The 16,707-nt window shown below is 69.1% G+C and carries 17 protein-coding genes; 11 read left to right on the plus strand and 6 right to left on the minus strand.

The window, feature by feature from the left end:
- Positions 1-57: 57 nt before the first annotated feature.
- Entirely contained in the window at positions 58-1,209 is a 1,152-nt protein-coding gene (locus P3102_RS17610; protein WP_276370643.1) for a M50 family metallopeptidase, read from the plus strand.
- A 102-nt stretch (positions 1,210-1,311) separates the two neighbouring features.
- Positions 1,312-2,136 (plus strand): tRNA (adenine-N1)-methyltransferase, encoded by an 825-nt coding sequence (locus P3102_RS17615; RefSeq protein WP_276370645.1) that lies wholly within the window; start codon positions 1,312-1,314, stop codon positions 2,134-2,136.
- Between the two features lie 108 nt (positions 2,137-2,244).
- Here the strand turns inward: P3102_RS17615 and P3102_RS17620 are convergent, their stop codons facing one another.
- Positions 2,245-2,700: a hypothetical protein gene (locus tag P3102_RS17620; RefSeq protein ID WP_276370646.1), complete on the minus strand. Its 456-nt coding sequence runs from the start codon at positions 2,698-2,700 to the stop codon at positions 2,245-2,247.
- 7 nt (positions 2,701-2,707) lie between these two features.
- On the minus strand, positions 2,708-3,529 hold the full coding sequence (locus P3102_RS17625; RefSeq protein WP_276370648.1) for a hypothetical protein: 822 nt from the start codon (positions 3,527-3,529) through the stop codon (positions 2,708-2,710).
- 362 nt (positions 3,530-3,891) lie between these two features.
- On the opposite strand from P3102_RS17625, the gene arc reads away from it, so the two are divergent.
- Positions 3,892-5,694 (plus strand): proteasome ATPase, encoded by a 1,803-nt coding sequence (arc, locus tag P3102_RS17630; RefSeq protein WP_276370649.1) that lies wholly within the window; start codon positions 3,892-3,894, stop codon positions 5,692-5,694.
- A 54-nt stretch (positions 5,695-5,748) separates the two neighbouring features.
- Here the strand turns inward: arc and P3102_RS17635 are convergent, their stop codons facing one another.
- Positions 5,749-6,660, minus strand: coding sequence for a DMT family transporter (locus P3102_RS17635; RefSeq protein ID WP_276370651.1), 912 nt, complete (start codon positions 6,658-6,660; stop codon positions 5,749-5,751).
- Between the two features lie 140 nt (positions 6,661-6,800).
- Between P3102_RS17635 and P3102_RS17640 the strand changes: the two genes are divergently transcribed.
- From P3102_RS17640 to P3102_RS17650, 3 genes are read left to right on the plus strand one after another with little or no spacing between them, the layout of a single operon-like run.
- Positions 6,801-7,145, plus strand: a complete 345-nt coding sequence (locus P3102_RS17640; protein WP_276370652.1) for a hypothetical protein — start codon at positions 6,801-6,803, stop codon at positions 7,143-7,145.
- Positions 7,142-8,095, plus strand: coding sequence for an aldo/keto reductase (locus tag P3102_RS17645; protein ID WP_276370654.1), 954 nt, complete (start codon positions 7,142-7,144; stop codon positions 8,093-8,095). The genes P3102_RS17640 and P3102_RS17645 overlap by 4 nt, the downstream gene beginning before the upstream one ends.
- A gap of 55 nt (positions 8,096-8,150) precedes the next feature.
- On the plus strand, positions 8,151-8,750 hold the full coding sequence (locus tag P3102_RS17650) for a hypothetical protein (protein ID WP_276370655.1): 600 nt from the start codon (positions 8,151-8,153) through the stop codon (positions 8,748-8,750).
- Here the strand turns inward: P3102_RS17650 and P3102_RS17655 are convergent.
- Positions 8,747-9,274 carry an NUDIX domain-containing protein gene (locus P3102_RS17655; protein ID WP_276370657.1) on the minus strand — a complete coding sequence of 176 codons (528 nt, stop codon included), beginning with the start codon at positions 9,272-9,274 and terminating at the stop codon, positions 8,747-8,749. The genes P3102_RS17650 and P3102_RS17655 overlap by 4 nt on opposite strands.
- A 43-nt stretch (positions 9,275-9,317) precedes the next feature.
- On the opposite strand from P3102_RS17655, the gene dop reads away from it, so the two are divergent.
- The 4 genes from dop (at position 9,318) to prcA (ending at position 12,820) form a co-directional block, all read left to right on the plus strand.
- A complete protein-coding gene (dop, locus tag P3102_RS17660; protein ID WP_276370658.1) occupies positions 9,318-10,820 on the plus strand; it encodes a depupylase/deamidase Dop in 1,503 nt (500 codons plus the stop codon).
- 97 nt (positions 10,821-10,917) lie between these two features.
- Positions 10,918-11,112, plus strand: a complete 195-nt coding sequence (locus tag P3102_RS17665; RefSeq protein WP_005150863.1) for a ubiquitin-like protein Pup — start codon at positions 10,918-10,920, stop codon at positions 11,110-11,112.
- Between the two features lie 73 nt (positions 11,113-11,185).
- A complete protein-coding gene (gene prcB / locus P3102_RS17670; RefSeq protein WP_276370666.1) occupies positions 11,186-12,022 on the plus strand; it encodes a proteasome subunit beta in 837 nt (278 codons plus the stop codon).
- Between the two features lie 51 nt (positions 12,023-12,073).
- Positions 12,074-12,820: a proteasome subunit alpha gene (gene prcA, locus P3102_RS17675; protein ID WP_276370667.1), complete on the plus strand. Its 747-nt coding sequence runs from the start codon at positions 12,074-12,076 to the stop codon at positions 12,818-12,820.
- Positions 12,821-13,329: 509 nt separating this feature from the next.
- Here prcA and P3102_RS17680 read toward each other — a convergent pair.
- Positions 13,330-13,968 carry an RICIN domain-containing protein gene (locus P3102_RS17680; protein WP_276370669.1) on the minus strand — a complete coding sequence of 213 codons (639 nt, stop codon included), beginning with the start codon at positions 13,966-13,968 and terminating at the stop codon, positions 13,330-13,332.
- Between the two features lie 280 nt (positions 13,969-14,248).
- Here P3102_RS17680 and P3102_RS17685 point away from each other — a divergent pair, with 280 nt between their 5' ends.
- Positions 14,249-15,223: a winged helix-turn-helix domain-containing protein gene (locus P3102_RS17685; RefSeq protein ID WP_276370671.1), complete on the plus strand. Its 975-nt coding sequence runs from the start codon at positions 14,249-14,251 to the stop codon at positions 15,221-15,223.
- Here the strand turns inward: P3102_RS17685 and P3102_RS17690 are convergent.
- Positions 15,220-16,698, minus strand: a complete 1,479-nt coding sequence (locus P3102_RS17690) for a bifunctional phosphatase PAP2/diacylglycerol kinase family protein (RefSeq protein ID WP_276370672.1) — start codon at positions 16,696-16,698, stop codon at positions 15,220-15,222. The two genes, P3102_RS17685 and P3102_RS17690, sit on opposite strands and share 4 nt — an antisense overlap.
- Between the last annotated feature and the right edge of the window lie 9 nt (positions 16,699-16,707).

Here is a 16,707-nt window from a genome sequence, read left to right on the forward strand (position 1 = left end):
TCGGACGGGAAGGGCGGGTCACCGCTACCCCACACCTGGGCATCTACGCTCTCTTCCATGGCGGTGACGGGTGAGCAGGGCCCGCCTCGACGAGGCGTGGCACCAGAGGGCGGGCTCCTGCTGTTCCGCGTCTCCGGGATCCCCGTGCTGCTGGCCCCCTCGTGGTGGATCGGCTCTCTGCTCATCGTGGTGCTCTACACGCCACTGGTCGAACGGTTCCTGCCCGGCGCGTCGACCCTGACCTCCTGGCTGCTGGCGGCCGCGTTCGCGGTCCTTCTCGGACTCTCGGTGCTGGCGCACGAACTCGGGCACTGCCTGGTCGCGCTGCGCCTCGGCATCCCGGTCCGGCGGCTGCGCCTGTTCCTGCTCGGCGGGCTCTCGGAGGTCGCCAGGACACCCCGCCAGCCACGGCAGGAAGGGCTCGTCGCCGCCGCGGGACCGGTCGTTTCCTTGCTGCTCGGCGGTTTCTGCGGACTCCTGATGTTCGCCGCCCCGCCGGAAAGCGCGGCGTGGCTGCTCGTCGCGGAATGCGCCGTCGCGAACTTCGCCGTCGGGATCTTCAACCTCCTTCCCGGGCTTCCGCTCGACGGCGGCCGTCTGGTCCGCGCCGGGGTCTGGGCGGCGACCGGCCACCGGGAGAAGGGCACGCGGGTGGCGGTCGCCGGTGGCGGCGTCGTCGCGGCGGGCCTGGTCGTCTGGGCGCTGTGGGGATTGGCCGCGGGCAGCGAAGACCGCTGGCTCCGGCTCGGCGTCTGCCTTGTGACGGCGTGGTTCGTGATCCTCGGGGCGCGAAGCGAACTCGCCGCCGAAACACGCCGAGGCTGGCCTGAAGGCGTGCGGTTGAGCGAACTCGTCCGGCCCGTCCTTCAGCTTCCCGCGGAGAGCCCCGTCTCGGACGCGTTGGCCGCTTCGGCGGGCCGTGGAGTGGTCCTGGTGCGTGCCGACGGCGTCGCGGCCGGGCTGCTCGACGAGACGGCCGCCGCGCGCCTGGCCGGGACGTCACCGCACGCGCCCGCGGAGCTGGCCGCGGAACCGATCCGCGCCGACACGGTGCTGCTTTCCTCCGAGTCGGGGGAGGAGATCGCCGAGCGGGTCCGCGAGACCGCCGCGTGGCAGTTCCTCGTCGTGGACGACGAGGGCAGGCCGGCCGGGGTGCTCCGGCGCGAGGACCTGCGTGCCGCGATGACCCGGAGCCGACCCCCGGCGTAGCGCGGTGCGGCCACCTGCGAGGATCGGTCGTCCCGTTCGAGGCACTCTTTCCCGCCGAGGACGCATGGGCTCAGCAGTTGTTCGCGCGCGTGTGGAGGTTCCGTGTCGGTCCGTGGGCCGTTTCGTGTTGGTGACCGGGTTCAGCTGACCGACTCGAAGGGGCGGCACTACACCATGGTCCTCGCCGAGGGGCAGCAGTATCACACCCATCGCGGCGCGCTGGCGCACGACGACGTGATCGGGGCGCAGGAAGGCTCGGTCGTCACCTCGGCGGGCGGCAGCCACTACCTGGCGCTTCGCCCGCTCCTGCCGGACTACGTGTTGTCGATGCCGCGTGGCGCGCAGGTGATCTACCCGAAGGACGCCGCACAGATCGTGATGTGGGGCGACATCTTCCCCGGGGCCCGGGTGCTCGAAGCGGGTGCCGGCTCCGGTGCGCTGACCTGTTCCCTGCTGCGAGCGGTCGGTTCGGAAGGCACCGTGCGGTCCTACGAGATCCGGGACGACCACGCCGAACACGCCGAGCGGAACGTCGAGAAGTTCTTCGGCCACAAACCGGACAACTGGTCGCTCACGGTCGCGGACCTGTCGACGCACACCGGCGAGGTGGACCGTGTCGTCCTCGACATGCTGGCGCCTTGGGACCAGCTCGAGACGGTCGCCGCGCATCTGGTGCCCGGCGGCGTGCTGACGGTTTACGTGGCGACGGTCACACAGCTTTCGCGGATCACGGAGGCTTTGCGGGACCAGCAGTGCTGGACCGAGCCGGAATCGTGGGAGACCCTCATGCGGCCCTGGCACGTCGTGAGTCTCGCGGTGCGGCCGGATCACCGGATGGTCGCGCACACCGCGTTCCTGCTGACGGCGCGCCGTCTGGCCGACGGGACCGTGTCGCCGCGGGTCCACCGCCGCTCCGGCAAGGGCTAGCCACTCAGGTCAGCCGATCGTTTGCTGTCCGTGAAGGCCTCCTTGAGGGACCCAGGGTCCGTCAAGGAGGCCTTCACGGATCGAAGACCAAGGGAAAGCCGTGCGATGTCAGGGCACGCACCACTTGCCGTCGCGCTTCTTGAGCGGGAACGGCGTGTCCTTCCGCCCGCCCGCTCCCTCGACGTGCACGGTCACGGTGGCGGAGTCGCCTCTCACCGCGGGCGGGTCGGGGACGGTCGCGGTGACCTTGCCGGCCGCGTCCCACTTCCGCTTGAGTTCGGCCAGATCGGCCGAGGACTGCTGGACGCAGGTGAGCGTGCCGAACGCCGTCGCGTCGTGATCGACGATGGCCGCGGCGATCGCCTTGCCGACGACCTCGACCGCCGCCACGTCCGGGTCCACCGGGACGGGACGGGACGCACTCGGCCCCGCCGAAGGCGTGACGGTGTTCGACACGGCCGGGTCGGAGCCGGACGGGGCCACCAGCAGCAGCCCCACCACGACCCCGGCCACGACCGCGCCACAAACCACCGCGGCGGCGGTCAGTTTGTGGCTCACCGTCACCGGTGAGTCACTTCTTGTCGGCCTTGATGTCCTTGAGGCACCACAGTTCCGACTCCTTGGCCGCGGTGATGGTGCCTTCCGCCGTCTTGGTGCCCTGGGTGGCGCGGTAACGGCCGGTCGCCCGGTCGCCGCTTTCCTTGGCGGGCTGGGTGATCTCCAGCTTGATGGGGTCGAGCGGCTTGCCCTCGTCCTTGGTGTTCTCGCTGCGGCAGACCAGGTCGAGGAACGTCTTCTTGTCACCCGCGCTGTAGGAGGTCGCGGCACTCTCGAAGACTTCCTGAGGCGAGGCCTTGCCGCCGGGTGCCGGACCGGAGCCCTTGGTCGCCGACGTGCTCGGCGAGCTGGACTTGCTCCGGGTCGAACTCGGCTTCTGCGCCGACGAGGACGGGGCCTCCGACGGGGCCGCGCTGCTGGTGGGCGGCGCGGCGGTCGGGTTGTCGTCACCGGAGTTCAGCGCGATGACGAGGGCGGTCACCCCACCGCCGACCAGCACGACCGCGCCGATCGCGATGCCGACGATCAGGCCCGTCTTCTTTTTCTTGGGCGGCTCGCCCCCGTAACCGCCGCCTCCCTGCGGGTACGCGTTGTAGCCGCCCTGCTGCCCGTAGGGATCCGGCTGGCCGAACTGCTGCGTGCCGCCCGGGTATCCCTGCTGGGGCTGAGGTCCGCTCTGCGGATAGCCACCTTGCTGCTGGCCGTACGGGTCCTGGCCGTACTGGCCGCCCCCGGGGTATCCCTGCTGCGGCTGGGGGCCGCTCTGCGGGTACCCGCCCTGCTGGCCGTACGGATCTTGTCCGTAGCCGCCGGGCTGTTGCGGCGGGTAGGTCATGGCTGTTGCCCCCTAGCTGTTCTGCGAAAATGCTCAACACGACGCGCCGGTCGACCTCCCCGGCGAACGTCGCCCGATGCTAGCCATCGAGCCGGTTCGCCGCTCGATTAGGGCCGAACTGATACCGGGAACCCGTTTGCACCCGGACGGAGCCGGGTATCCCGCCGCAGGTCAGGCCAGGTGGACGGATTGTGACCAGGAGAGTGCCGGACCCGGCACCGGGATGGCCCCTTGCGCGTGCCGAAGGTACGTGCTGGGGGGTCGTCCGGAAGGCGACGCGCCGATCTTGTGATGCGGAAAGGCCTTTTAATGTCGGTGATCGCCGGTACCGTGGAATGAAAAGCACTCCGAGGAGGTGCCCGATGCATCATGACCTTCCCGGAGGTCGGCGCGAGGAGGCCGACCCTTCAGAAACGACCGGAGCTGGAATCACGTCCGACGAGCAGGCACGACAAGTTCGCTTCCTCGAGGAGGAAGTGGCCCTGCTGCGCCGGAAGCTCACCGATTCGCCACGTCAGAACCGAGTGCTGGAGCAGCGACTCGCCGAGGCGTCGGACCGAGTGAGCCAACTCACGGAACGCAACACGAAACTGGTCGAGACGCTCCGCGAGGCGCGTGGCCAGTTGCTCGCGTTGCGGGAGGAGGTCGACAGGCTGGCCCAGCCTCCGAGCGGTTACGGCGTGTTCGTCACCGCGTACGAGGACAACACGGTGGACGTGTTCACCGCGGGCCGCAAGATGCGGGTCTCGGTCTCACCCGCGGTCGAAGTGTCATCGCTGCAGCGCGGACAGGCGTTGCGGCTCAACGAGGCGCTCACCGTCGTCGAAGGCGGCGACTTCGAGCGTATCGGCGAGGTCTGCGCGTTGCGCGAGGTGCTGGCCCCGGACGTCGAGGGCGGCAGCCCCCGTGCGCTGGTGGTCGGGCACGCGGACGAGGAGCGGGTCGTCCTGCTCTCCGATCCGCTGGCCGGACAGCCCCTCAAGCCGGGCGATTCCCTGCTGGTGGACTCGAAGGCCGGTTACGCCTACGAGCGCGTGCCGAAGGCGGAGGTCGAGGATCTCGTACTGGAGGAGGTGCCCGACGTCCGGTACGAGGACATCGGTGGTCTCACCCGGCAGATCGAGCAGATCCGCGACGCCGTCGAGCTTCCGTTCCTGCACGCGGATCTCTACCAGGAGTACCAGCTGCGCCCGCCCAAGGGTGTGCTGCTCTACGGGCCTCCTGGCTGCGGTAAGACCCTCATCGCCAAGGCGGTGGCCAACTCGCTCGCCAAGAAGGTCGCCGAAGCCCGCGGCGACGCGGCGGACGGGAAGTCCTACTTCCTGAACATCAAGGGTCCGGAGCTGTTGAACAAGTTCGTCGGGGAGACCGAGCGGCATATCCGCCTGATCTTCCAGCGGGCGCGGGAAAAAGCCTCCGAAGGCACCCCGGTGATCGTGTTCTTCGACGAGATGGACTCGATCTTCCGCACCCGCGGTTCGGGCGTGTCCTCCGACGTGGAGACCACGATCGTCCCGCAGCTGCTCTCGGAGATCGACGGTGTCGAAGGCCTGGAGAACGTCATCGTCATCGGCGCCTCCAACCGTGAGGACATGATCGACCCGGCGATCCTGCGGCCGGGCCGGCTCGACGTCAAGATCAAGATCGAGCGTCCGGACGCCGAAGGCGCGAAGGACATCTTCTCCAAGTACCTGTCCGATGGCCTGCCGATCCACGCGGACGACCTCGCCGAGTTCGGCGGGGACCGCAGGGCGACGTTCGACGCGATGATCCAGCACACGGTCGAGCGGATGTACGAGGAGACGGACGAGAACCGGTTCCTCGAGGTCACCTACGCCAACGGTGACAAGGAAGTCCTGTACTTCCGCGACTTCAACTCGGGCGCGATGATCCAGAACATCGTGGACCGGGCGAAGAAGTCGGCGATCAAGTCGGTGCTGGAGACCCAGCAGCCCGGCCTGCGCGTGCAGCACCTGCTGGACGCGATAGTCGACGAGTTCGCGGAGAACGAGGACCTGCCCAACACCACCAACCCGGACGACTGGGCCCGGATCTCCGGCAAGAAGGGCGAGCGGATCGTGTACATCCGCACGCTCGTCACCGGCAAGAACCAGGATTCGGGGCGGGCGATCGACACCGCCACGAACACCGGTCAGTACCTGTAAAGCAAGCCGAAAGGGCCCTTCGCCGCAGCATCTGCGGCGAAGGGCCCTTTCGCGTCACACGGGTACGGATTCCTCGACTTTCTTGCGCACACCCAGCCGGCCGTGGGCGGCCAGGATGCCGAGGACGACCAGCAGCGCGCCGACAGGCTGGTTCCACGCCAAGGGTTCGTCCAGGACCAGGACACCGAGCAGCACGCCGACGACGGGTGTGAGGTAGGTCACCGCCGAGGCGTTCGACGCGCCCCACGCCGCGATGATCGACGCGTTCCAGGCATAGGCGAGCCCGGTGCCCAGCGCCCCGAGCGCGATCATGCTCAAGACGATCGGCGTGTCGAGACGCACCGGCGTCGTCGCGATGAACGGCGCGAGCAGCAGCATCACGACGGCGCCGCAGCAGACCTGCCCGAGCGCGATCGTCGGCGCGTCGAGGTCGCGCCAGGAGATGAACCGTCGCACGTAGACGAACGAGATCCCGTAACAGGTCGTCGCGCCGAGGCACGCCAGTTGCGCGGTCAGTTCGTGGGAGACGTCGATCCCTCGCCAGACCCCGACGATGATGAGCACGCCGAGGAAACCGAGGATCAGGCCGGTCGTGCGGGCCTTCGTGAAGCGTTCCGACGGCAGGGCCGCGGCGGCGATCAGCATGGTGATCAGCGGGGTCGTCGCGTTGAAGATGCTGGCGAGCCCGGAGGAGATGTACTGCTCGGCCCAGGAGAACAGCAGGAACGGGATGACGCACAACAGTACGGAGACGACCGCGAGATGGCCCCAGAGCACCGGGTCGCGGGGGAGTGGCTTGCGGCGCCAAGCGGCGATGGCGATCAGGGCCACCGCGCCGAGGCAGACCCGCGAAAGCGCCACCTGAGCCGGCGACAGGCCGGTGAGACCGACCTTGATGAACAGAAAACTCGCACCCCACACGATCGCGAGTGCCGCGAAACGGATCGCGATACTGAAACGTCCCAATTGTCCTACTCTCGAGTTCGCGTCTTCCGGCACAGTGAATCGGGAATCCACTGTGTACTCCAGCGGTTTTCGGACGAGGTGTTCCCCGCCTTCGCGTGGCGGTCCGCCGACCTGCGTATAACGACCTATACTCAATGGCCGTGAGCGAATCCTCTGAGCGCCCGCGCGCGCCGATCACCGAGGCCGATGTCCTGGCGTGGCTGGAGACGACGGCGGCCGCCGTACGGGCGGGGGAGGTGAGCGCTCCCGAACTCATCGAGATCCTGGGGGAGTTGCGCCGTGCCTCCGCGGCCTGCGCCGACGCCTCCGACTGGGCCCTGCTCGCCGCCAGGGAGGAGGGCGCCAGCCTCCGTCAGATCGCGCCCGTCTTCGGCAAGGGTTACGTCCGGGCCCCGGCGGCCCGCCTCGAAAAGCTCCATCGGCAGGCGCAGAACTCGAGCCAGTGGCTCGCGATCCTCCGCCACAAGAACGAAGGAGCCCGGTGACCGCCTCGGAACCCCGCACCGGCGACCGGATCGCCGTCGGACTGGCGGCGCTCGGCAGGCCCGCGTACATCAACCTCGGCCGGGTCGACGCGCTGCCGCCCGGACGCGGGTTCGAGGCGATGCGCGCGGCGACCTACGACGTGCTGGACGACGCGTACCGCGCGGGCGTCCGGTGGATCGACGTCGCCCGTTCGTATGGTTCTTCGGAGGAGTTCCTCGCCGGTTGGCTCACCGATCGCGCCCACCAGGACGTGACGGTGTCGAGCAAGTGGGGCTACCGCTACGTGGGGGAGTGGAAGCTCGACGCGGAGGTCCACGAGGTCAAGGAGCACACCGCGGCCCGGTTCACCGAGCAGTGGGCGGAAACCGTTGACCTGCTGAGGAAAGCGGTTTCGCTCTACCAGGTCCACTCGCTCACTGTGGACAGTCCACTGTTCACCGACGACCGGCTGATCGGCGCGCTGGCCGAACTCGCCGCCGGCGGTGTCCCGGTGGGGTTCTCCACCTCCGGCCCCGCGCAGGCCGACGCGGTCCGCCGGGCGTTCGAGCTGGAGGTCTCCGGAACACCGGTCTTCAGTGCCGTGCAGTCGACGTGGAACCTGCTCGAACCCTCCGCCGGCCCGGCGCTCGCGGAAGCGCACGCCGCCGGGAAGCGGGTGCTGGTCAAGGAAACCGTCGCGAACGGACGGCTGGTGGTCGAGCCACCGCCACCGCTCGCGCGGATCGCTCGTGAGCACGGGGCCGGTCCGGACGCGGTGGCGATCGCGGCCGTGCTGGCGCAGGACTGGCGGCCGGTCGCGGTCGTCGGCCCGTCGAGTACCGCTCAGCTCGCGGAGAATCTCCTTGCCACGAAGGTGAAACCGACCGCGGACGAACTCGGGGAGCTGGCCGCGCTCGCCGAAGAACCGGTCGCCTACTGGCGGCACCGGTCCTGCCTCGGCTGGCAGTGAGGGGCTGGACTAGTCTCGCGGCAAACGTCGGGCGGGTCACCGGGGAGGCTTGAGGGTGCGTCATCGGCAGGTGCTCGCGGTGGCGACGGTCGCGCTGTTCGGTTTGTCGGGCTGCGCCGACCGTCCCAACGACCTCGACACCTATTACGACGACCCGGCACCGACGCCCACGGCCGAGCCCGTGCAGCCGTCGGTGAGGCCGCAGGCCGCACCGATGCCCCCGTCCTCGTCCCCGGCCCCCGCGGCCGTTTCCGCCGCGCTGCTGACCGACGAGGACGTCGCCGGGGAAGAGGTCGTCCCCGGTGTGGGCGAGGTGTCCGGCTGTCTGACCGGGCTCACCCGCGACACGAGCCGCTCGGCGACGTGGTCGTATCCGAGTGGCTCGAAGCTGGAACACCAGGTCACCGAGTACACCGACCGGGGTGCTTCGGCCGTCGTCACCAGGGCGGACTGTGCCGGCAAGAAACTGACGCTGACGAAACAAGCCGGGGTCGAGATCCAGCGCGCCTGGTGCGAGGGCACGACGTGCACGGTGCTGCTCGCCAAGGGGAAGCTCGTCTCCGCCCTCAGCGTGACGGCCGGCACCGGAACGCGGGCGACGGACGCGGCGAAGCGGCTGTTGCCGATCGTCGCGGAGCGCCTCCGTTCGGCTTAGGCCGAGTCCTGTGCGGCTTCCCGCCGGAACCACTCCAGCGCACCGAGACGGCCGTCCGGGATGAACCGGCTCTCCGGATCGTCGAGCCACGAACGCAACTCGGCCAGCGTCAGCCAACGTCCTTCCACGACCTCGGACGGTTGATGGACGAAGGGGCCGTCCCAGCGTGTTTCGAACGCGAAGTTGTGGCAGCGGATCGTGTCGTCGTCGGTGACGTGGACGAAAAGGGGCCGCAGTTCCACTCCGTGAACACCCAGTTCTTCGGCGAGTTCCCGGCGCGCGCACTCCTCCGGGGTCTCACCCACCGCGACGATGCCACCCGCCCAGCAGTCCCAAGTGGAGGGATAGACATCCTTCGTGGGAGTACGCAGGTGCACGTAAACGGAGCCACCGTCACTCGAACGGACCAACACCACACCCGCCGCGTGCCACAGCCCTTCGGCACGGACGCGGGACCGGGTGGCCGCTCCCACCGCGGTTCCGTCGAGGTCATAGAGCGCAACGAGTTCGTCACTGCCTGACATGGGGGGCATCGTCGCACGGCCCCGACCCCGTAGGGTGGTGGGTATGCGGCGGATCATGGGAACCGAAGTCGAGTACGGCATCGCGGTGCCGGGCGACGCGACGGCGAACCCGGTACTCACCTCGACCCAGGTCGTGCTGGCCTACGCGGCCGCGGCCGACATCCCGCGGGCGAGGCGGGCACGGTGGGACTACGAGGTGGAATCGCCACTGCGCGACGCCCGCGGGTTCGACCTGACCGGCCCGAGCGGCCCAGGGCACGACCCGGACGTCGAGGATCTCGGTGCGGCGAACGTCATCTTGACCAACGGGGCGCGGTTGTACGTCGACCACGCGCACCCCGAGTACTCGGCCCCCGAGGTGACGAACGCGCGCGACGCGGTCATCTGGGACAAGGCGGGCGAACGGGTCATGGAGGAGGCGGCACGCAAGGCCGCCACCGTGCCCGGGCAGCCGCCGTTGCAGTTGTACAAGAACAACGTCGACGGCAAGGGCGCGAGCTACGGCACGCACGAGAACTACCTGATGCAGCGCTCGACGCCGTTCACTGCGGTGATCGCGGGGCTGACGCCGTTCTTCGCGTCCCGGCAGGTGATGACCGGTTCGGGACGGGTCGGTGTCGGGCAGCAGAGCGAGGAAGCCGGTTTCCAGCTCTCGCAGCGCTCCGACTACATCGAGGTCGAGGTCGGCCTGGAGACGACGCTGAAGCGCGGGATCATCAACACCCGCGACGAGCCGCACGCCGACGCGGACAAGTACCGCCGTCTGCACGTCATCATCGGCGACGCGAACCTGGCCGAGTACTCCACGTACCTCAAGGTCGGCACGACCGCGCTGGTGCTGGACCTGATCGAGGCGGGCATCCGGTTCGACGACCTGAAGCTGGACGAGCCGGTGCGGGCCGTGCACCAGATCAGCCACGACCCGACACTGAAGGCGAAGGTGTCGCTGGCCAACGGGCGCAAGTACACCGGGCTGGACCTCCAGTTCGCCTACCACGAGATCGCGTCGGCGAACCTGGAGCGCACCGGCGCGGACGAGGCATCCAAGGAGGTCCTGCGGGTCTGGGGCGAGATCCTGGACGCCTTGGCGCGGGACCCCCAGGAATGCGCGGACAGGCTGGACTGGCCGGCGAAGCTGCGGTTGCTCGAGGGCTACCGCGCGCGGGACCAGCTGGCCTGGGGCGCGCCGCGGTTGCGGCTGGTCGACCTGCAGTACTCGGATGTCCGGTTGGACAAGGGCCTGTACAACAGGCTCGTCACCAGGGGTTCGATGAAGCGCCTGGTGACCGAGGATGAGGTGCTGGCGGCGGTCACGACGCCGCCTTCGGACACCAGGGCCTATTTCCGGGGCCGCGCGCTGGAGAAGTACGCCAACTCCATCGCCGCGGCGTCGTGGGATTCGGTCATCTTCGACGTCGGCAGGGAATCGCTGGTGCGGATCCCGACGTTGGAGCCGTTGCGGGGTACGAAGGCCCACGTGGGGAAGTTGCTGGACGACTCCGCGACCGCCGAGGAGCTGGTGGAGGCGCTCACCGGTTCGGACTAGCGGGATTTCCTTTCATCGGGGTTAAGCGATCACGGATCCCGCGGAATGTCGGGACCGCTGGGTAGGCTAGGAAACATCGGCCACACCGGGAGGCGAGATGGCTCAGGAAAAGATCGAAAAGCATGGCGGCGGCGACTCGGACGAGGAGTTCGAGGGCGGCGGTCCGGCGGGGCAGGAACGGCGCGAGAAGCTCGGCGAGGACGTCGACACGATCCTCGACGAGATCGACGACGTGCTCGAGGAGAACGCCGAGGACTTCGTCCGCGCCTACGTGCAAAAGGGCGGCGAGTAACTCGTCTTCCGGCGGCCATCGCGGCCGCCTGTGGGGAGCCGGCGGATCACACAGATGGGAACTTTGAGCACGTATGGAACACACCTCGGGTAAGTCGGCGCTGCCCGCCGCGTACTTCTCGTCGGCGACCTCGTCGTTCTCGGACTTCCTTCGGGCGCAGGCGCCCGAGTTGCTCCCGGAGCGACGGGTCTCCACCGGGGCGGGCGGGCTCGACGCCCCGCACGGCACGACGATCGTCGCGGTCAAGTTCGCGGGCGGGGTGCTGATCGCCGGCGACCGGCGGGCCACGTCGGGCAACCTGATCGCTTCGCGCGACATGGAGAAGGTGCACGTCACCGACGAGTACTCCGCGGTGGGCATCGCGGGCTCGGCCGGCCTCGCGATCGAGATGGTGCGGCTGTACGCGGTCGAACTGGCGCACTACGAGAAGATCGAGGGTGTTTCGCTCTCGCTCGACGGCAAGACGAACAAGCTCGCCGGGCTGGTGAAGTCCAACCTCGAGATGGCGATGGCGGGGCTGGCCGTGCTGCCGTTGTTCGTCGGGTACGACCTCGACGCGGAGGACGCGAAGCACGCGGGCCGGATCGTCTCGTACGACGCGACGGGCGGACGTTACGAGGAGACCGCCGGCTACCACGCCATCGGCTCGGGATCGCTGTTCGCGAAGGGCTCGCTGAAGAAGCTGTACGACCCGGACGCGGACGCCGAAGCCGCGATCCGGACGGCGGTGGAGGCGCTGTACGACGCGGCGGACGACGACACCGCGACCGGCGGGCCGGATCTGGTGCGCCGGATCTTCCCGACGATCGTGACGGTCACCGCGGAGCAGGGTGCGGTGGCGTTGCCGCTCGAGCGGACGACCGCGGTGGCCGAGGCCATCGTGGCCGCACGAGCCGAGCGCGGGCGCTAGCCCTCTCCCTGTCCCCTTCCCGATGAGAGCCCGAAAGAGCGGAGCACCACAGTGACGATGCCGTTGTACGCCTCTCCCGAGCAGCTGATGCGGGAGCGTTCCGAGATCGCGCGCAAGGGCATCGCGCGTGGCCGGAGCGTGGTCGTGCTCAAGTACCGCGGTGGCGTGCTGTTCGTGGCCGAGAACCCCTCGGCGACGTTGCACAAGGTGTCGGAGATCTACGACCGGATCGGCTTCGCGGCCGTGGGCCGCTACAGCGAATTCGAGAACCTCCGCGTCGCCGGCATCCGGCACGCGGACCTGAAGGGCTACCAGTACGACCGGCGGGACGTCAGCGCGCGTGCGCTGGCGAACGCGTACGCCGCGACGCTGGGCAGCATTTTCACCGAGCAGCTGAAGCCGTTCGAGGTGGAGGTCTGCGTCGCCGAGGTCGGCGCGACGGCGGCCGAAGACCAGCTGTACCGGTTGACCTACGACGGCTCGATCTTCGACGAGCCGAAGTTCGTCGTGATGGGCGGTCAGGCCGACACGCTCACCACGAAGCTCAAGGAAAGTTTCGAGTCGGACATGGAACTGGATGCGGCGCTCGGCGTCGCGGTGAAGGCGTTGCGCGCCAACACCCCCACGCCCACGAACGGCGACTCGGACCCGGTGAAGCTCGAGGTCGCCGTCCTGGAACGGGAGCGGCGCGGCCGCAAGTTCCGCCGGGTCACCGGTGCCGCGCTGGACACGCTTCTGCCCGCCGAGCCGGAGGAGCCCGCGAAGGACGAAGCCGAGGGCGAGTCCAAGAAGGACTGAGACTCGATTACAGGAAGGCCCCCTTCCTTGCGCCCAGCGCAAGGAAGGGGGCCTTCCTGTACCCCGGGCGCACCGGCACAGCCGGCGAACCCGACCTCATCCCTGCCGAATACGTGAAGGCCTGCGATCGGTCGAGGCCGGAATGCAGTAGGTATCCAAGACATTCTCGGCCTTGACTGCCCTGGCTGCCTTGACTGCCCTTACCGCTCATGACCCGGCGCAAGGCCGCACAAAGCGCTCGAATCGGGCACTGGGGCCGCTTCGAAGTCCTTTGTGGATGGTCCTCGGCGCGCCGGATCCCTGTGGCGATCACGCCATTCAAGGCTTCGGCGTCCGGACACGTTCGTCCTACCCGTCGATAACCCGAATCGCCACCCACGACCACCTGGGCTGCGCTTCCGCGACCGTTGACACGCCGAACGCCGTGAAGGCCTCCTTCCCTGCCTTGAGAGTGGGGAAGAAGGCCTTCACGGGCATCAGGTCGCGTCGGTCAGCGACCGGGCCGGGCCTCAGGCGGGGCCGCTGCCCCACCACTGGCTGCGGCCACCGGCGATGAAGCTCCACAGCTGGAGCCGCGTGCCGTTGCTGGCCGAGTTGCCCTCCGCGGTCAGGTAGCGGCCACTGCTCGGGTTCTGGAAGCGAACGTAACCCTCGGGGTTGACGGTGCCGCCCCACCACTGGTTCTTGGCGCCGGCGATGAAGTCCCAAAGCTGGACGATGGTGCCGTTCTTGTTGATGGTGTTGAGGTCCGCGTCCAGGTAGCGGCCGCTGGCCACGTTCTGGAAGCGGGTGTAGCCCTCGGGGTTGTCGGTGATGTAGAACGCCTGGTGGTCCGCGTCGAAGTTGCAGTCCCAGAGCTGCATTTTGGTGCCGTTGCGGTTGATGGTGTTCAGGTCGGCGTCCCAGCACTTGTTCGTGTCGAGCCCGGACGGGATGAGGAACATGTCCGCGTCGGCGAGTCCGGCGGCCTGCGTGCGCGCGCCGGTGGAGGTGCGCTTGACCGGGATGAGCTTCATACCGTGCACGCTGACCGTCTTGAACCCGTCGCCGGTGGGCTGCGGGGCCGCGGTGGCGGCGGGCGCGGTGACCAGGGTCAGGACACCCGCGACGGCGGCGACGATCCCTGCCATGCGCTTCATTTTCGTCATTCTCTCCCCTTTGTGGAAAGCGTTTTCTCCCAGTGGATGAGGAGAAGCGGTAGTCATCGGGCCACGACGAATCGCGCTCCGAAGGCACTGCCGGTGAATCCCCCTCGTGGAAGGCTCCGCGTAAACCCCCGAGAAGCGGACCTTCTCCGAACATCATTCAGGTCTGAACCACGGCCGTCGAGGAGATTTCCGAGAGCGGCAATAGGGCAGTTCAGCGATGTAACGGAATGGCCCGGCTCACGATCACACGGCGACGACTTCGAGCAAGGCGAGGGGATCCGTGCGCATCGAGCTGACGTTGCAGGACCTCACGCGCGTCCGGCTCGCGCCCGAAGCCGATCCCTTGGCCGAGCTGGTTTCCAGCCTGCAGATCCTGCAGCGGCGCGACGCGGGCTCGGCGTTGTTCAACCGGTGGCGGCACCGTGTCCGGCACGGGTTGGCGGAGTCGGCTTCGGTGCTGCTGTGGTTGTGCCGCCCGTACGCGCCGATTCCGGCTTTTCTCGTTCCGGAAACCGACGAAGCGGGCTTGGAGGCAGGGCTCGCGGAGATCGCCCGGACCGACTCCGTTGGCTTGAAGTCGGCGTTGCGCGACGTCCCGGTGAACCGCCGGCTGCCCGCCTGGGCGGCGGGATTGCCGGACGGGGACACCGCCGGCCTCCCGAAGCTCGTCCAGGCTATGCAGGACTACTTCGACCTTTCGCTGGCGCCGGGATGGGAACCGGCGCGGGCCCAGGTCGACGCGGACCGGGGGATGCGGGCCCAGTTGATGCTGAACGAGGGCGTGGACGCGGTGCTGGCGAGTTTGCGGCCGCTGGTGCGCTGGTCGTCCCCGGTATTGGAGGTCGGCGACGGAACAGTCGGCTCCTGTGGTGCGGACGGCGCCGGGTTGATGATCTCGCCGACGTATTTCGCGGTGTGCCCGGTGGTCGTTCCGGCGGCGGGCCGGGGGGCCGTCCGGCTGCTCTGCCCGTCGGTGCGGCAGGCGGCCCCGTCGACCGGGTACGGCCGCGACGTACGGAGATCGCCGGACACCGCCCTGGCCGACCTGCTGGGGCCGACCAGGGCGGCGACGCTGGCCGTTCTCGCGTCCGGCTGCAGCACGTCGGAGCTGGCTGCCCGGCTCGGCGTGACTCCGTCGGCGGCCAGCAAGCACACCTCCGTGTTGCGGCGTGCGGGGCTGATCACCACCGCGCGTGACCGCAACGCCGTGCTGCACTCGCTGACGCCGCTGGGCAGCGCCCTGCTGGACGCTTAGAGCCGGTAGACGGTGAGCGCGCTGGGCCGCGACCGGAAGCGGAAGTCGTTGCCGAGCGGGCCGACCTCGCCGTCGGTGGCGACGCGGCGGTTGCCGTCGAGCAGCCGGACGTGCAGCTCCGGGACGTCGAGTTCCTGGTAGACGTGGCTGGCGTTGAGGCTGTTCGTGATCGTCGCGAGGATGAACCGTGCCCGCGAATACGGCACGTCGGCCCGCAGATAGCGGACGTCGAGCAGGCCGGTGTCGAGCGCCGGGCGGCGGGACGGCGCGAGCCCCTTCGGCGAGTAGGTCCCGTTGCCGACGAACAGCAGCCAGATGCTGATGCGCTTGCCGTTGAGGGTCACTTCGAGCGGCTTCGCGCGCCGGAGGGTGCGGGCGAGCGCGATCGCCGCGGACGGCCACTTCGGATGCCGCTTCTGCAGCCTTTCCCGGATGCGGACCATCTCCGGGTAACCGCCGAGGCTGGCGGTGTTGACGAAGTAGCGGTGGTCGTCGCCGTCGTTGATTTCGACCTCGCCGAGGTCGACTCCGACGGCGTTGCCCGCTTCGGTGGCGGCGTCCGCGTCGGGCATCGAGCGCATGCCGATGTCGCGGGCGAAGTGGTTGAGGGTGCCGGCCGGGATGAGCGCGAGCGGCAGATCGTGGTCGGACGCGACGGCGGCCACCGCGGCGACCGTTCCGTCACCACCGGCGACACCGAGCGCGCGCACGGTGTTGTCGTGGGCGGCGATCTCTTCGCAGAGCTGCTCGCGCAGGTCCCGCTTCTCGTCCGGGTACAGGATGGTGGCCTTGGGCCAGGCGAAGCGGGCTTCCTCGGTCGGGTCCTTGCCGTCGATCCCCGAATGCGGGTTGATCAGCACGAGCATGTCCTCCCCGTCGCGCATCTCGGGCGCTTCGGCGGTGTGCGCGGTGCGACCGGGGACGTCGGGGTGCAGCGGCCACCAGTGCCGCGTCAGCAGGCCCGCGCCGATGCCGATGCCGATGCCCACGCCGACGTCACTGGGCCAGTGGACGCCCGTGTGGACCCGGGAATAGGCCACGGCCACGGCCAGCGGGGCGAGCGCGGCACCGGTCCTGGGCGATTCCATCGCGACGGCCGTGACGAAGGCCGCCGCCGACGCCGAGTGGCCGGAGGGGAACGACGACGAGGTCGGCCGCCGGACGAGGCGCCGGTGCATCGGCACCTCTTCGGCCGCGGGACGGCGGCGGGGGAACAACGGTTTGCCGATCAGGTTCGCCGCGGCGCTGGCGCCGGCGATGGCGGCCACACCGCGAAGCGCGCCCCGGCGCGTCGGCCCCTTCTTCGCCGCGAGCAGGACCGCGACACACCACCAAAGCTTGGATTTGTCCGCACTTTTGGAGAGCGAGGTGATCACGTCGTCGGCCCGTGTCCTCGGGAGGGCGGCGCTGCGGGCCATCAGCCTCCGGTCGGTTCGCCCGACCTTGCGGAAAGGGCGTTTGAGCTGCTTTAACACGGATTCACC

Source organism: Amycolatopsis sp. QT-25, assembly GCF_029369745.1.
Classification (GTDB): domain Bacteria; phylum Actinomycetota; class Actinomycetes; order Mycobacteriales; family Pseudonocardiaceae; genus Amycolatopsis.

Excerpts from the sequence above, each read along its gene's own strand:
- dop (WP_276370658.1), top strand. The coding sequence starts at position 9,318 with ATGCGGCGGATCATGGGAACCGAAGTCGAGTACGGCATCGCGGTGCCG.
- P3102_RS17680 (WP_276370669.1), bottom strand. The coding sequence starts at position 13,968 with ATGACGAAAATGAAGCGCATGGCAGGGATCGTCGCCGCCGTCGCGGGT.
- P3102_RS17625 (WP_276370648.1), bottom strand. The coding sequence starts at position 3,529 with ATGACCTACCCGCCGCAACAGCCCGGCGGCTACGGACAAGATCCGTAC.
- P3102_RS17610 (WP_276370643.1), top strand. The coding sequence starts at position 58 with ATGGCGGTGACGGGTGAGCAGGGCCCGCCTCGACGAGGCGTGGCACCA.
- prcB (WP_276370666.1), top strand. The coding sequence starts at position 11,186 with ATGGAACACACCTCGGGTAAGTCGGCGCTGCCCGCCGCGTACTTCTCG.
- P3102_RS17655 (WP_276370657.1), bottom strand. The coding sequence starts at position 9,274 with ATGTCAGGCAGTGACGAACTCGTTGCGCTCTATGACCTCGACGGAACC.
- P3102_RS17665 (WP_005150863.1), top strand. The coding sequence starts at position 10,918 with ATGGCTCAGGAAAAGATCGAAAAGCATGGCGGCGGCGACTCGGACGAG.
- arc (WP_276370649.1), top strand. The coding sequence starts at position 3,892 with ATGCATCATGACCTTCCCGGAGGTCGGCGCGAGGAGGCCGACCCTTCA.